Origin of the sequence: Pseudomonas sp. WS 5021 (genome assembly GCF_012985535.1) — a bacterium.
Taxonomy (GTDB): Bacteria; Pseudomonadota; Gammaproteobacteria; order Pseudomonadales; family Pseudomonadaceae; genus Aquipseudomonas.
The window spans coordinates 152,073-166,276 of record NZ_JAAQWP010000007.1; the positions used below are offsets into that span (position 1 = coordinate 152,073).

Here is a 14,204-nt window from a genome sequence, read left to right on the forward strand (position 1 = left end):
GAACTCTATGCCCCTGCGCCTTGCGCTGCTTTTGCTTATTGCCAGCCTCTCGGTTGGCTGTGTTTCATCGGGCTCTGACAGCCCGCTGCAAACTGGCAAGGGCCGCGACGAAGCGCGTGCTGCCTATGTGCAGCTGGGGTTGGGTTACTTGCGCCAGGGCTTGAGCGAGCAGGCCAAGGTTCCGCTGCAAAAGGCCCTGGCCCTCGATAATCAGAATGCCGACGCCAATGCTGCGCTAGCGCTGGTGTTCCAGGCCCAGGCCGAGCCCGAGCTGGCCGACCAGTATTTCCAGAAGGCCCTGGCGGTTCGCCCCCATGATCCGCGCCTGCTTAACAACTACGGCAGCTTCCTGTTTCAGCAGGAGCGTTATAAGCACGCGGCCGGTTATTTCCAGCAAGCAGCTACTGATACCCTATATCCTGAGCGTTCGCGGGTTTTCGAAAACCTGGGAGTGACCTCCATGCGCCTTGGCCAACGTGAAGACGCCCGCCGGCAACTGGAAAAAGCCCTGCACCTGAACCAGCGCCAGCCACGGGCCTTGCTTGAAATGGCCCAGTTGTCGTTTGAAGACAGGCATTATGTGCCGGCACGTGACTATTACGAGCGTTTTAGCCTGCTCAGTGGGCAAAATGCACGTAGTCTATTGCTTGGTGTGCGCCTGGCCACAGTTCATGAAGAACGCGACAAGGCCGCACGTTTTGGCCAGCAACTAGAACGACTCTATCCCGGTACGCCGGAATATCAGCAATACCTGTCGGAGCAATGATGAAAGCCGCGCACCCGGAAGTTGTAGCCGCTAATCGCGTAAACCCAGGCGAGACCTTGCGTCAGGCCCGCGAAAGCAATGGTTGGTCGCTCGAAGAAGTGGCCCTCAAGCTCAATTTGACCACCACTTCCCTGGGCAACCTGGAAAACGGCGCGTTCGACAAACTGCCCGGGCATACCTTCGCCCGCGGTTATATCCGTGCCTACGCCAAGCTGCTGGGCACCGATCAGGCCATCCTGGTCCAGCAATTCGACCAATTCACCGGTACCGATTCCCAGGGCAGCAACGTACACGGTCTTGGTCGTATTGAAGAGCCCGTGCGTGTTTCCCACACGATTTTGCGAATTGTCAGCCTGTTGTTGCTGATTGCGGTGATCGGTGGTGGTTTTGTCTGGTGGCAGGACCAGACCTCGCTGCGCAGCAAGGACTTGATCAGCAACGCTATGGAGCACGTCGAAGTCGAAAGCGCCGACGGCACCACCCAGATTCACCCCCTGGACGAGCCGGAAGACCAGGCTGTCGCCCAGGGCGAGGCCACGGCTGAAACCAATCTTGACCTGCAAGCAGGCCAACCGCCTGCCGAAGCCGGCACCGAGTCGGCCCCGGCCGTCGTTGCAGCGGCCCCAGCCGCGCCCGCAAGTCAGGTTCCGGCCACTGCGGCCCAGGCCCCCGTTGTGCCGGCACCGGTCGCACCCGTCGCACCAACGGTCGCCGCACCTGCCGCCCAGGCGCCTGCCAGCGTGGCGGGCGATGGCCGTCTTCAGATTACCTACGTCGCTGACTGCTGGACACAAGTCACCGATGGCAATGGCAAGGTCCTGTTCAGTGCTTTGAAGCGTAAGGGAGATACGCTTGATCAGGTCGGCAAGCCTCCTTTGACGCTGCGTCTGGGCTTCGCCCGTGGCGCGCAAGTGGCCTACAACGGCCAGCCTGTGGACGTGGCGCCGTTCACCAGTGGCGAGACCGCTCGCCTGAAGTTGGGACAATAGTCATGCACGGCGAATCTCCAATCAAACGTCGCGTATCGCGCAAGATCTGGGTCGGCTCGGTGCCGGTGGGTGGCGATGCCCCCATCGCCGTACAGAGCATGACCAACAGCGACACCAATGATGTGGCTGCCACAGTGGCCCAGATCAACCGCTTGGAAGCCGCCGGCGTCGATATCGTGCGGGTTTCCGTGCCGGATATGGACGCTGCCGAGGCGTTTGGCCGCATCAAGCAATTGGTCAAGGTGCCACTGGTCGCCGATATCCACTTCGACTACAAGATCGCGTTGCGCGTGGCCGAACTGGGTGTCGACTGCCTACGGATCAACCCGGGCAACATCGGTCGCGAAGACCGCGTGCGTGCCGTGGTCGATGCGGCCCGTGATCGCGGGATCCCGATCCGTATCGGCGTCAACGCCGGTTCCCTGGAAAAAGACCTGCAAAAAAAATATGGCGAGCCTACCCCGGCAGCCCTGGTCGAGTCTGCACTGCGCCACGTTGAGCACCTTGAGCGCCTGAATTTCCAGGACTTCAAGGTCAGCGTAAAGGCTTCCGACGTGTTCATGGCGGTAGAAGCCTACCGCCTGCTGGCCAAGGAAATCGTGCAGCCGTTGCACCTGGGCATCACCGAAGCCGGTGGTTTGCGTTCAGGCACAGTGAAATCTGCGGTGGGTCTCGGTATGCTGCTGGCCGACGGGATTGGCGATACCATTCGCATCTCCCTGGCGGCGGACCCGGTAGAGGAAGTGAAAGTCGGCTACGACATTCTCAAATCCCTGCATTTACGCTCCCGTGGCATCAATTTTATTGCCTGCCCGAGTTGCTCGCGGCAGAACTTCGACGTGGTGAAAACCATGAACGAGTTGGAAGTACGCCTGGAAGACCTGCTGGTGCCGCTGGATGTCGCGGTGATCGGTTGCGTGGTCAACGGGCCGGGTGAGGCCAAGGAGGCGCATGTGGGCCTGACCGGCGGTACCCCGAACCTGATTTACATCGATGGCAAGCCGTCGCAGAAATTGACGAATGATAATCTGGTGGATCAGTTGGAACGGCTGATCCGCGAGAAAGCGGCCGAGAAGGTCGCCTCTGACGCAGCGCTTATCGCTCGCGGCTGATCGAACGAATTTAAGGATTTGATGTGAGCAAGTCTCTGCAAGCCATTCGTGGCATGAACGACATCCTGCCCGAGCAGACGCCCCTGTGGCGCTATTTCGAGAGCACGGTCGCGCGCCTGCTGGATAACTACGGTTACAAGCAGATCCGCATGCCAATCGTCGAGTTCACCGAGCTGTTCAAACGCTCCATCGGTGAAGTGACCGACATCGTCGAAAAAGAGATGTACACCTTCGAAGATCGCAACGGCGACTCCCTGACCCTGCGTCCGGAAGGTACCGCTGCGTGCGTGCGCGCTGTGCTTGAGCATGGCATCACCGGTGGTGGCCAGACCCAGAAGCTGTGGTACATCGGCCCGATGTTCCGCCACGAGCGCCCACAAAAAGGCCGTTATCGCCAATTCCACCAGATCGGTTGCGAAGTCTTCAACCTCGATGGTCCGGACATCGACGCCGAGTTGATCGTGCTGACCTGGCGCCTGTGGGGCCAATTGGGCATCCGCGACGCGGTCAAGCTCGAGCTCAACAGCCTGGGCACCAGCGAGTCCCGTGGCCGTTACCGTGAAGCCCTGGTCGAGTACCTGTCGGCCCACCTGGACAAGCTCGATGAAGACAGCCAGCGTCGCCTGAAGACCAACCCGTTGCGCGTCCTCGATACCAAGAACGCCGACACCCAGGCCGTGCTGGTCGACGCGCCGAAAATGGCCGACTACCTGGATGACGAATCCCGCACCCACTTCGAGGGCCTCAAGGCTCGCCTGGATGCGGCCGGTATTCCCTACGTGATCAACCCCAAGTTGGTGCGCGGCCTCGATTACTACAGCAAGACCGTGTTCGAGTGGGTCACCGACAAGCTCGGCGCCCAGGGCACCGTGTGTGCCGGTGGGCGCTACGACGGCCTGGTCGAGCAGATGGGCGGCAAGCCGACCACGGGCGTGGGTTTTGCCATGGGCATCGAGCGGCTGATCCTGCTGCTGGAAACCCTGGAGCAGATCCCTGAAGAAATTTCCCGTCAGGTGGACGTGTACCTGTGTGCTTTTGGCGAGGCAGCTGAATTGGCTGGCCTGGCCTTGAGCGAGCAGCTGCGCGACCAACTGCCGAGCCTGCGCCTGCTGGTCAATGCCGGCGCTGGCAGTTTCAAGAGCCAATTTAAGAAAGCCGACAAGAGCGGCGCGTTGTACGCGCTGATCCTGGGCGACGATGAACTGGCCCAGCAAGTGGTAAGTGTCAAACCCCTGCGTGGCCAGGGCGAACAACAAAGCATTGCCTTTGATGCGCTTGCCGCGCACTTGGCCACCTGCATCGTGCAGGGTTGAAGCTGTCAAACAGCCGAATTTAGCGATTAAGGAGTATTGGGGTGTCGAGTACTGAAGATGATCAGCTGGCCGAGTTCAAAGACTGGTGGCAGCGTAACGGCAAACCCTTGGTAACTGGCGGCCTGCTGGCGCTGGTGGTGGTGTTCGGTTGGCAGGCGTTCCAGAAGTATCAGGGCAATCAGTCGCAAGGCGCCTCGATGCTCTATCAGCAACTGCTGGAAACCACGCTGACGCCCACTGGCAAGCCTGATCCTGCCCAAGTGGCGGACCTGGCCGGCAAGCTGAAAAACGAATTTGGTGGTAGCACCTACGCCCAATACGGCAGCCTGTTCGTCGCGAAAGTCGCGGTCGATACCGGTAAGCTGGATGATGCAGCCTCCGAGCTCAAAGCCATCGCCGACAAACCGAGCAACCCGACCCTGGGTGAAATCGCACGTCAGCGCCTGGCCCAGGTCCTGGCCGCACAGAACAAAGCCGACGAAGCACTGAAACTGCTCGACGGCGATGCTGACAAGGCATTTGTAGCCACTCGCGAAGAGCTCAAGGGCGACCTGCTGGTCCAATTGGGTCGTACCGACGAAGCCAATGCTGCGTACCAAAAAGCCAAGGCTGCGCTGTCTGATGAAGCAGCGGTCGGTGGCTTACAAATCAAGCTGGACGACTTGGCCAAAGGGGATGCGTGACGTGATCCGTTGGAAACATGCAGCATTGCTGGCTCTGGCCGTTTTGGCCGCGGGTTGCAGCAGCAACAGCAAAAAAGAACTGCCTCCGGCCGAGCTGACCAGCTTCAAGGAAGAAGTGGTCCTGCAAAAGCAGTGGAGCCGCTCCATCGGTGACGGCCAGGGCGACACCTACAACATGCTGGTACCGGCAATCGACGGTGACAACATTGTGGCCGCTGACGTGACGGGCGTGGTGATCTCCATGGATCGCATGAACGGCGACGTCAAGTGGAAGAAAGACCTCGAGCTCCCGGTTTCCGGCGCCGTCGGCGTGGGTTACGGCATGGTGATGATCGGCACGCTGAAAGGCGAAGTCGTGGCCCTGGATTCGAGCAACGGTGAAGAGAAATGGCGCGCTCGCGTGACCAGTGAAGTCCTCGCACCGCCTGCCACCAACGGCGACATCGTCGTGGTGCAGACCCAGGATGACCGTGTCATCGGCCTCGACGCCAACACCGGTGAGCAGCGCTGGCTGTATGACAGCACCCCTGCGGTGTTGACGTTGCGCGGTACCAGTGGTCCGGTTGTGACCAATAACCTGGCGCTGGCAGGTCTTTCGACCGGTAAAGTGGTCGCCCTGGATACCCAGAACGGCGTGCCGGCCTGGGAATCGCGGGTCGCCATTCCGCAAGGTCGCTCCGAGCTGGACCGTGTCGTGGACATCGACGGCGGCTTGCTGCTGTCGGGCGAAACCCTGTACGTCGCCACTTACCAGGGCCGTGTTGCGGCGCTGGACCTGCAAAGCGGTCGTGTCCTCTGGCAGCGTGATGCTTCCAGCTACGCCGGTGTCGCCCAAGGGTTTGGCAGCGTCTACGTGAGCCTGGCATCCGGTACCGTTGAAAGCGTCGACGAACGTTCCACCACAGCCCTGTGGAGCAACGACTCGTTGGCTCGCCGTCAACTGTCGGCTCCGGAAGTATTCTCCAGCTATGTAGCGGTAGGCGACCTGGAAGGTTACCTGCACCTGCTGAGCCAGGTGGATGGCCGCTTTGTCGGCCGTGAGCGTATCGACAGCGACGGCCTGCGTGCGCGTCCGCTGGTAGTAGGCAACATGCTTTATGTGTTTGGTAACAGCGGCAAGCTGGAAGCCCTGACCATCAAGTAAGAACTATGCTTGGGGTAACCCCCAGGCGGCCCTGCTTCGGCAGGGCATGCGGCACCTTCGGGTGTTGCCCCGAGCACCAGCCGCTGCCTTGCAGCGGCTTTTGTATTTTCTGAAATAACGCAGTGGAGAGCCGCATGGTTCCCGTAATCGCCCTGGTGGGCCGACCTAACGTCGGCAAGTCCACCTTGTTCAACCGCCTGACCAGGACTCGCGACGCCATCGTCGGCGACTTGTCCGGTCTGACCCGTGATCGCCAATACGGTGAGGCAAAGTGGCAAGGGCGCTCCTACATTATTGTCGACACCGGTGGTATCTCCGGTGACGAGCATGGCATGGACGAAAAGATGGCCGAGCAGTCGCTGCTGGCCATTGAAGAAGCCGATGTCGTGTTGTTCCTGGTGGACGCCCGCGCGGGCTACACCGCTGCCGACCAAATGATCGGCGAGCACTTGCGCAAGCGTAACAAGCGCTCCTATTTGATCGCCAACAAGATCGACAACATCGATCCTGAGGCGGCCCGTGCCGAATTCAGCCCGATGGGCCTGGGTGACGCGATTCCTGTCGCCGGAGCCCACGGTCGCGGCATCACCCAGATGTTGGAAATCGCCCTGCGCGACTTCCCCAAGGATGACGCCGAAGAAGTTGAAGGTGAAGAAGAGATCGTCGCCGAAGGCGAGGAAGCCAAGCGCATTCCTGGCCCGAGTGAAAAAGACGGGATCAAGATCGCCATCATCGGCCGCCCCAACGTGGGCAAGTCGACCCTGGTCAACCGCATGCTCGGTGAAGACCGGGTAATCGTCTATGACCAGCCCGGCACCACCCGCGACAGTATCTACATCCCGTTCGAGCGTAACGACGAGAAGTACACGCTGATCGACACCGCCGGTGTGCGCAAGCGCGGCAAGATCCACGAGGAAGTTGAAAAGTTCTCGGTGGTCAAAACCCTGCAGGCGATCAAAGACGCCAACGTGGTGATCTTCGTCATGGACGCCCGCGAAGGCGTGGTCGACCACGACCTCAACCTGCTGGGCTTTGCCCTGGAGGCCGGTCGGGCATTGGTGATCGCGATCAACAAATGGGACGGCATGACCCCGAGCGAGCGCGACTTCGTCAAGGTCGAGCTGCAACGTCGGTTGTTCTTCGTCGACTTCGCCGATATCCACTTTATCTCGGCGCTGCACGGCACTGGCGTGGGCAACCTCTACGCGTCGGTACAGAACTCGTTCAAGTCGGCGGTCACCCGCTGGCCGACCAACCGCCTGACCCAGATCCTCGAAGACGCCGTGGGCGAACACGCGCCACCGATGGTCAACAACCGTCGGATCAAGCTGCGTTACGCCCACTTGGGTGGTGCCAACCCGCCGATTATCGTGATCCACGGTAACCAGATCGAGAAGGTGCCCAAGTCCTACGTGCGTTACCTGGAAAACACCTACCGCCGTGTCCTGAAGCTGGTCGGTACACCGATCCGCATCGAGTTCAAAGGTGGTGAAAACCCGTACGAAGGCAACAAGAACAGCCTGACTGACCGCCAAGTGAACAAGAAACGTCGCTTGATGAGCCACAACAAGAAGGCTGACAAAAAGCGTAAAGATCGCCGCTAGCTCTGGGAGCAGGCTTGTGTGGGAGCGGGCTTGCCCGCGATAGCGACAGGTCAGACACCGATGTGCTGACTGACCCACCGCCAACCCAGGCAAGCCAGCTCTTATGTAAGTTAGGCGTTACCCAAGAAGGGGCTCTGAACGAGCCCTTTTTTGTGCCTCACGATTGACCCTTCGGCGCTTGCAGCTTACAACTTGTAACTCACCGCCAGGGGCCCACCGAATGATCACCAGCAAGCTGCCAAATGTCGGCACCACCATTTTCACCACCATGTCGCAACTCGCTGCCGAAACCGGCGCGTTGAACCTGTCCCAGGGATTTCCCGACTTCAATGGCCCCCAGGCCTTGCTCGACGCGGTGGGCAAACACGTTGCCAGCGGCCATAACCAATACGCGCCAATGACCGGCCTACCGGCCCTGCGCCAGCAAGTGGCGGCCAAGATCGCCCGCAGCTATGGCGTGCAGGTCAGTCCCGACAGCGAAGTGACCATCACCCCCGGCGCCACCCAGGCGATCTTCTGTGCGATCCAGGCGGTGATCCGCAGCGGTGATGAAGTGATTGTCTTCGACCCGTGCTACGACAGCTACGAACCTGCGGTGGAGCTGGCCGGTGGGCGTTGCGTGCATGTGCAGTTGGGGCTGACGGACTTCAGCCTGGATTTCGAGCAGATCGAGGCGGCGCTGTCGTCGCGTACGCGGATGATCATCCTCAACACCCCGCACAACCCCAGCGGCGCCCTGATCAGCCGCGCCGAGCTGGACCAATTGGCCGAGCTGATCCGCGACCGCGATATCTACCTAGTCAGCGATGAAGTCTACGAACACCTGGTTTTCGATGGCGTGCCCCACGTCAGCGTCCTGGCCCACGAAGAGCTGTATCAGCGCGCGTTCGTGGTCAGCTCCTTTGGCAAGACCTACCACGTCACCGGCTGGAAGACCGGCTACGTGGTGGCCCCAGCGGCCTTGAGCGCCGAGCTGCGCAAGGTACATCAATACGTCAGCTTCTGCGGTGTGACGCCGTTGCAGTTCGCCCTGGCCGACTTTATGGCCGAGCACCCGGAACATGTCGAGGAACTGCCAGCCTTTTACCAGGCCAAGCGCGACCTGTTCTGCGATCTGCTGGCCCCCTCGCGTTTCAGTTTTACGCGGGTGGCCGGTACTTACTTTCAACTGGTGGATTACTCACAGATTCGCCCGGACCTGGATGACGTGGCCATGTCGCTGTGGATGACCCGCGAGCATGGCGTGGCGACAATTCCGGTCTCGGTGTTCTACCAGAACCCACCCCAAGGCCAGCGCCTGGTGCGCCTGTGCTTTGCCAAACGCGAGGAGACGCTGCGCCAAGCAGCCGAGAAACTATGCGTGATCTAAGTGCTTTACCCGACCTGAATATCGCCCTGGTACAGACCACCCTGGCCTGGCATGACCGCCAGGCCAACCTGGAGCATTTCGAGCTGCTGCTGGAGCAGGCCGCGGGCGCCGACCTGATCGTGCTGCCAGAAATGTTCACCACCGGCTTTTCCATGGAATCCCAACTGCTAGCCGAAGCCGAAAACGGCCCGACCCATGAATGGCTCAAGGCTCAGGCACATAAGCACGACGCGGTGATTACCGGCAGTGTGATCATCCAGGCCGCTGATGGCAGCCACCGTAACCGCCTATTGTGGGCACGGCCTGACGGTGAGGTGTTGCACTACGATAAGCGCCACCTGTTTCGCATGGCCGGCGAGCACAATCACTACACGCCTGGCGAGCGTCAGGTGCAGTTCGAGCTCAAGGGTTGGCGGATACGCCCGCTGATCTGCTATGACCTGCGCTTCCCGGTGTGGAGCCGGGACGCCCAGGACACCGACCTGCTGCTGTACACCGCCAACTGGCCGGGGGCGCGGCGCCAGCACTGGAACCGCCTGTTGCCGGCCCGGGCCATCGAAAACCTATGCTATGTGGCGGCGGTGAATCGGGTGGGGACGGATGGCAAGGGTTTTGCCTACACCGGGGACAGCCAGGTCCTGGACTTCCAGGGTGAAAGCCTGCTGAGCGCGGGGGAGGCGGACGGGGTGTTCCAGGTGTGCCTGGAGGCGGCGCAATTGGCGGAGTACCGCACGCGGTTTCCGGCGAATCTGGATGCCGATAGCTTTCAGTTTGTCTGACAGGAGCCCGTTGCCAGTGAGGTAGCTATCGCGGGCAAGCCCGCTCCCACAGGGTACTGCATTGCAAATGTGGGAGCGGGCTTGCCCGCGATAAGGCCATCAGCACCACCACAACCACAAATAAAAAAGGCCCCTGGGTTCTCACCCAGGGGCCTTTTGCATTCCAGCAGGCAGTTACGCCGCTTTCGCTTCCAGCTGGCTCAACGAACGGTTCAGCGCGCTGAACACTGCCTTGAAGCTGGCCGTGGTGATGTTTTCATCAATCCCCACACCGTGCACCGGACGCTCGCCGTTCACGCGCAGTTCAATGTAAGCGGCAGCCTTGGCGTTAGTACCCGCGCCAATCGCGTGCTCGTTGTAGTCCATGATCTCGACCCCAATCGGCAGGCCGGCCACCAGCGCTTCCAGCGCGCCATTGCCCTTGCCGTGCCAGCGCAGGTTGGTTTCGCCCTGACCTTTGCCGGACACTTCAACTTCTACCGAGCTGTTGCCGTTCTCTTCCTGCAAGCGGTGGCTGACCAACGCGTACGGGGTGTTGGCCTGCAGGTATTCACGCTGCAACAATGCGTGGATCTGCGCGGCGGTCATTTCCAGGCCCACGCGATCGGTCTCGGCCTGTACCACCTGGCTGAACTCGATCTGCATGCGGCGTGGCAAGCTGATGCCGTATTCCTGCTCCAGCAAGTAGGCGATGCCGCCCTTGCCCGACTGGCTGTTGACGCGGATCACTGCCTCGTAGCTGCGGCCAATGTCGGCCGGGTCGATTGGCAAGTACGGTACTTCCCACAAGGTGTCCGGTTTCTGCTGGGCGAAGCCCTTGCGGATCGCGTCCTGGTGCGAGCCGGAGAATGCGGTGTGGACCAGGTCGCCAACATACGGGTGACGCGGGTGGACCGGGATCTGGTTGCATTCCTCGACCACTTTGCGCACGCCGTCGATGTCGGAGAAGTCCAGCTCAGGGTTCACGCCCTGGGTGTAGAGGTTCAACGCCACGGTGACGAGGTCGACGTTACCGGTACGCTCGCCGTTGCCAAACAGGCAGCCTTCGACACGATCGGCGCCGGCCATCAGGCCCAGTTCGGTCGCTGCAACACCGGTGCCACGGTCGTTGTGGGTGTGCAGGCTGATGATCACGCTGTCACGACGGTTGATATGGCGACCGAACCACTCGATCTGGTCGGCATAGATATTCGGCGTGGCGCATTCCACGGTGGCCGGCAGGTTGAGGATCATCTTGTGCTCGGGCGTCGGGTTCCACACCTCGATCACCGCGTCACACACTTCCTTGGCGAATTCCAGTTCAGTAGCGCTGAAGGTCTCCGGGGAGTACTCGAAGGTCCACTGGGTTTCCGGCTGCTGGGCAGCGTACTTGACGAACAGCTTGGCTGCGTCGACTGCGATGGCCTTGATCCCATCCTTGTCCTGGTTGAACACGATACGGCGGAACGACGGCGAAGTGGCGTTGTACAAGTGCACGATGGCTTTCTTGGCACCGCGCAGGGATTCGAAGGTACGGGCGATCAAGTCTTCACGGCCCTGGGTCAGCACCTGGATGGTGGTGTCCTCGGGGATGTGGTTGTCTTCGATCAGGGTGCGCACGAAGTCGAAGTCGGTTTGCGACGCGGCCGGGAACGAGGCTTCGATCTCTTTCACGCCCACCGCGACCAGGGTTTTCCAGAAACGCAGTTTTTTCACCGCATCCATGGGCTCGATCAGCGACTGGTTACCGTCGCGCAAGTCGGAGCTGCACCAGATCGGCGCGGTGGTGATGGTCTTGGATGGCCAGGTGCGGTCCGGGATATCAATGGTCGGGAACGCGCGGTATTTCGAAGACGGGTCTTTGAGCATGCTCATCAGAAGAATCCTTGTTGTAGGGCCGAGAAGAGGCGGCCTGCCAGAAAGCGTTTATTAGGGATGCAAATCGGGGACGAGGCAGATCGATTCAGCCTGGCAGTCGTGCGCTTACGAGGCACAGGCTGCGGTGCTGGCGGAGCTGAATGAGGGTGTGAGAGGTTTTCATAAGCTCAACCCTAACCGCCGGGGTGAAAGATGGCAAGCAGTCGGAAAAAATTGAGAGAAGTTCTGCTATTGCTGTAGGAAACGAGATTTTATTGTGGGAAAAGTCGGGAGGCTTTGTTCTATTTGCGTTGGGGTTTCCAGATGCGCAATCAGTGGCGACTGATCGGGCGCCCTCGCATGCAAGCCCGCGATGGCGCCAGTAAGCTCAACGATCACATCAAGGTTGGAACGCGCCAATAAAGATCGCCGGATCCACCCGCGCATCATTCAAGCTGATGTTCCAATGCATATGCGGCCCGGTCGCCCGGCCCGTCGCCCCGACCTTGCCGACCACCGCCCCTCGCACCAATTGCTGGCCCACCTTCACGTCAATCTTCGACATATGGCAGAACATGCTGATAAAGCCCTGGCCGTGGTCGACGAACACCGTGTTGCCGTTGAAGAAGTAATTACCCACCAGGATCACCTTGCCATTGGCCGGCGTCTTGATCGGCGTGCCGGCAGGCACCGCGAAGTCCAGGCCCGAGTGCGGGTTGCGCTCTTCACCGTTGAAGAAGCGGCGCACGCCGAACCTGCTCGACAGCGGACCATTCACCGGCTTGTCCAGCACCAGGTTGCTCGGCAGGTTCGGGCTGAAGCTGCGGTAAGCCTTGAGCTGCACCGCCAACTCGCCCTCGATGCGCTTGAGTTGCGCCGGCTCAGGGTTGACCTGGCTTTTATTCTTCAGGGTGATGCGCTGTTCCGGATACTTCTTGAAACCAACGATAAACGGCAGGGTGCGCCCGCCACTGCTGATCCGCTCGTTACCGGGCTTGACCGTCAACGGGATGCCGACAATCGCCAGCCAGTTGTCCTGCTCCTTGACCACCAGCACCGGTTTGCCTTGGTAAGTGGCTTTCGGCGCGGCGGCTCCAGGGCCCAGGTCGACCACGGCCACACCGCCAGGCACCGGCTTGTTCAGGGTACGGGTGATGTAGCTGTCGGCGTGGGCATTGAAGGTCAGGCACAGCAACATCAACAGGCTAAATAGACGAGGCATCAATCAATCCAGTAATGAAAGGGTGACGGGTGTCAGGTGGTTGTCTTCCACCCGCACTTGCAATTGGCCTTCACCGAGACGCGCGGTCAGGCGCTGGCCGGTGTGGGTTTGTGCGGCATTGCGAATGGCCTGGCCGCGCTCGTCCAGCAGGATGCTGTAGCCACGGCCCAAGGTCGCCAGCGGGCTGACCACCTGCAACGTCTGCACCTGGCTTTGCAGTTGCAGGCGGCGCGCCTTGAGGCCTTCGCGCATGGCCCGGGGCAGGCGTTCGGCGAGGCTGTCCAGCCTTTGGCGCAGCAGGGCCAGTTGCCGCCCCGGATGCTGGCCGGCCAGGCGGGTTTCCAGGCGGATCAGGCGTTCGCGGCGGGTATTGAGGCTGCGCTCGAACGCGCGGCGCAGGCGCATATCCAGATCATCCAGGCGCTGGGCCTGCTGGCGCAGGCGCTCACCGGGGTGGCGCAGGCGCCGGGCCATGCCTTCCAGGCGCAGGCGGTCGTGGGTCAGGCGATTGCGCATCAGCATCACCAGCCGGCGATGCAGGCTTTCGACCTGACGCACCAGGTTGCTCGCATCCGGCGCCAGCAGCTCAGCAGCCGCCGACGGCGTGGGCGCGCGTACGTCGGCCACGAAGTCGCTGATGGACACATCGGTCTCATGACCCACGGCACTGACGATAGGCGTGACACAGGCATCGATGGCCCGCGCCACGGCTTCTTCGTTGAAGCACCAGAGGTCTTCCAGCGAGCCACCACCACGGGCCAGGATCAGTGCATCAAAACCACGGGCATCGGCCAACTTGAGGGCGCGGACAATCTGCGCCACGGCCTCGCGGCCCTGCACGGCGGTGGGGATCAGGGTCAGTTGCACGTTCGGCGCACGGCGGCCGAACACACTGATGATGTCGCGAATCACCGCGCCCGTAGGTGAGCTGATAATGCCGATGCGCCGCGGGTGGGCCGGCAGTGGCACTTTGCGCTCGGCGCTGAACAAGCCTTCGGCGCTGAGTTTTTCCTTCAGTGCATCGAAGGCCAGGCGCAGCGCACCATCACCGGCCGGCTCCACAGTGTCGAGAATCAACTGATAGTCGCCACGCCCCTCGAACAGCGAGACCTTGCCGCGCACCTTGACCGCCAGGCCATCCTTCAACGCCTGGCGCACCCGCGCAGCGTTATTGCGAAACAGTGCACAACGCACCTGCGCGCCACTGTCCTTGAGGGTGAAATACACATGGCCGGAGGCCGGGCGGGCGAGGTTGGAGATCTCGCCCTCGACCCAGATATTGGTGAACACGTCCTCCAGCAACACCCGCGCGCGGCCGTTGAGCTGGCTGACAGTCAGGACTTCGCGGTCCAGGCCCAGGCGGGCAAACGGGTCTTTAATCATGAGA

The 14,204-nt window shown here is 61.1% G+C and carries 12 protein-coding genes; 9 read left to right on the forward strand and 3 right to left on the reverse strand.

Going from position 1 to position 14,204, the window contains the following annotated elements:
* Positions 1–7: 7 nt before the first annotated feature.
* The 9 genes from pilW to HBO19_RS21770 all read left to right on the forward strand — a co-directional run bounded on the left by pilW (position 8) and on the right by HBO19_RS21770 (position 9,759).
* On the forward strand, positions 8–766 hold the full coding sequence (pilW, locus tag HBO19_RS21730; protein ID WP_170058291.1) for a type IV pilus biogenesis/stability protein PilW: 759 nt from the start codon (positions 8–10) through the stop codon (positions 764–766).
* A complete protein-coding gene (locus tag HBO19_RS21735; RefSeq protein WP_169956317.1) occupies positions 766–1,755 on the forward strand; it encodes a RodZ family helix-turn-helix domain-containing protein in 990 nt (329 codons plus the stop codon). Before pilW ends, HBO19_RS21735 begins: the two co-directional genes overlap by 1 nt.
* Positions 1,756–1,757: 2 nt before the next feature.
* On the forward strand, positions 1,758–2,867 hold the full coding sequence (gene ispG / locus HBO19_RS21740; RefSeq protein ID WP_057437947.1) for a flavodoxin-dependent (E)-4-hydroxy-3-methylbut-2-enyl-diphosphate synthase: 1,110 nt from the start codon (positions 1,758–1,760) through the stop codon (positions 2,865–2,867).
* Between the two features lie 23 nt (positions 2,868–2,890).
* On the forward strand, positions 2,891–4,180 hold the full coding sequence (hisS, locus tag HBO19_RS21745) for a histidine--tRNA ligase (RefSeq protein WP_099169878.1): 1,290 nt from the start codon (positions 2,891–2,893) through the stop codon (positions 4,178–4,180).
* Positions 4,181–4,221: 41 nt separating this feature from the next.
* The gene (locus tag HBO19_RS21750) at positions 4,222–4,863 is read left to right on the forward strand and encodes a tetratricopeptide repeat protein (protein WP_057437951.1); all 642 of its coding nucleotides are present in this window, start codon (positions 4,222–4,224) and stop codon (positions 4,861–4,863) included.
* The gene (gene bamB / locus HBO19_RS21755) at positions 4,856–6,007 is read left to right on the forward strand and encodes an outer membrane protein assembly factor BamB (protein ID WP_032858293.1); all 1,152 of its coding nucleotides are present in this window, start codon (positions 4,856–4,858) and stop codon (positions 6,005–6,007) included. The genes HBO19_RS21750 and bamB overlap by 8 nt, the downstream gene beginning before the upstream one ends.
* A gap of 134 nt (positions 6,008–6,141) precedes the next feature.
* Positions 6,142–7,611, forward strand: a complete 1,470-nt coding sequence (gene der, locus HBO19_RS21760) for a ribosome biogenesis GTPase Der (RefSeq protein ID WP_057437955.1) — start codon at positions 6,142–6,144, stop codon at positions 7,609–7,611.
* Positions 7,612–7,831: 220 nt separating this feature from the next.
* Entirely contained in the window at positions 7,832–8,980 is a 1,149-nt protein-coding gene (locus HBO19_RS21765) for a pyridoxal phosphate-dependent aminotransferase (protein ID WP_170058292.1), read from the forward strand.
* On the forward strand, positions 8,968–9,759 hold the full coding sequence (locus tag HBO19_RS21770; RefSeq protein ID WP_170058293.1) for an amidohydrolase: 792 nt from the start codon (positions 8,968–8,970) through the stop codon (positions 9,757–9,759). Before HBO19_RS21765 ends, HBO19_RS21770 begins: the two co-directional genes overlap by 13 nt.
* Before the next feature lie 174 nt (positions 9,760–9,933).
* Here HBO19_RS21770 and leuA read toward each other — a convergent pair whose 3' ends face one another.
* From leuA to xseA, 3 genes are all read right to left on the reverse strand, one after another.
* Positions 9,934–11,613, reverse strand: a complete 1,680-nt coding sequence (gene leuA / locus HBO19_RS21775) for a 2-isopropylmalate synthase (protein ID WP_169956696.1) — start codon at positions 11,611–11,613, stop codon at positions 9,934–9,936.
* A gap of 382 nt (positions 11,614–11,995) precedes the next feature.
* Positions 11,996–12,817, reverse strand: a complete 822-nt coding sequence (locus tag HBO19_RS21780) for a M23 family metallopeptidase (protein ID WP_170042968.1) — start codon at positions 12,815–12,817, stop codon at positions 11,996–11,998.
* 3 nt (positions 12,818–12,820) lie between these two features.
* On the reverse strand, positions 12,821–14,200 hold the full coding sequence (gene xseA / locus HBO19_RS21785) for an exodeoxyribonuclease VII large subunit (protein WP_169956692.1): 1,380 nt from the start codon (positions 14,198–14,200) through the stop codon (positions 12,821–12,823).
* Positions 14,201–14,204 lie beyond the last annotated feature (4 nt).

Bases quoted from the DNA above. Each gene is read 5' to 3' on its own strand.
- pilW (WP_170058291.1), top strand. From the start codon at position 8: ATGCCCCTGCGCCTTGCGCTGCTTTTGCTTATTGCCAGCCTCTCGGTT.
- HBO19_RS21735 (WP_169956317.1), top strand. From the start codon at position 766: ATGAAAGCCGCGCACCCGGAAGTTGTAGCCGCTAATCGCGTAAACCCA.
- ispG (WP_057437947.1), top strand. From the start codon at position 1,758: ATGCACGGCGAATCTCCAATCAAACGTCGCGTATCGCGCAAGATCTGG.
- bamB (WP_032858293.1), top strand. From the start codon at position 4,856: ATGCGTGACGTGATCCGTTGGAAACATGCAGCATTGCTGGCTCTGGCC.
- der (WP_057437955.1), top strand. From the start codon at position 6,142: ATGGTTCCCGTAATCGCCCTGGTGGGCCGACCTAACGTCGGCAAGTCC.
- HBO19_RS21765 (WP_170058292.1), top strand. From the start codon at position 7,832: ATGATCACCAGCAAGCTGCCAAATGTCGGCACCACCATTTTCACCACC.
- HBO19_RS21770 (WP_170058293.1), top strand. From the start codon at position 8,968: ATGCGTGATCTAAGTGCTTTACCCGACCTGAATATCGCCCTGGTACAG.
- leuA (WP_169956696.1), bottom strand. From the start codon at position 11,613: ATGAGCATGCTCAAAGACCCGTCTTCGAAATACCGCGCGTTCCCGACC.
- HBO19_RS21780 (WP_170042968.1), bottom strand. From the start codon at position 12,817: ATGCCTCGTCTATTTAGCCTGTTGATGTTGCTGTGCCTGACCTTCAAT.
- xseA (WP_169956692.1), bottom strand. From the start codon at position 14,200: ATGATTAAAGACCCGTTTGCCCGCCTGGGCCTGGACCGCGAAGTCCTG.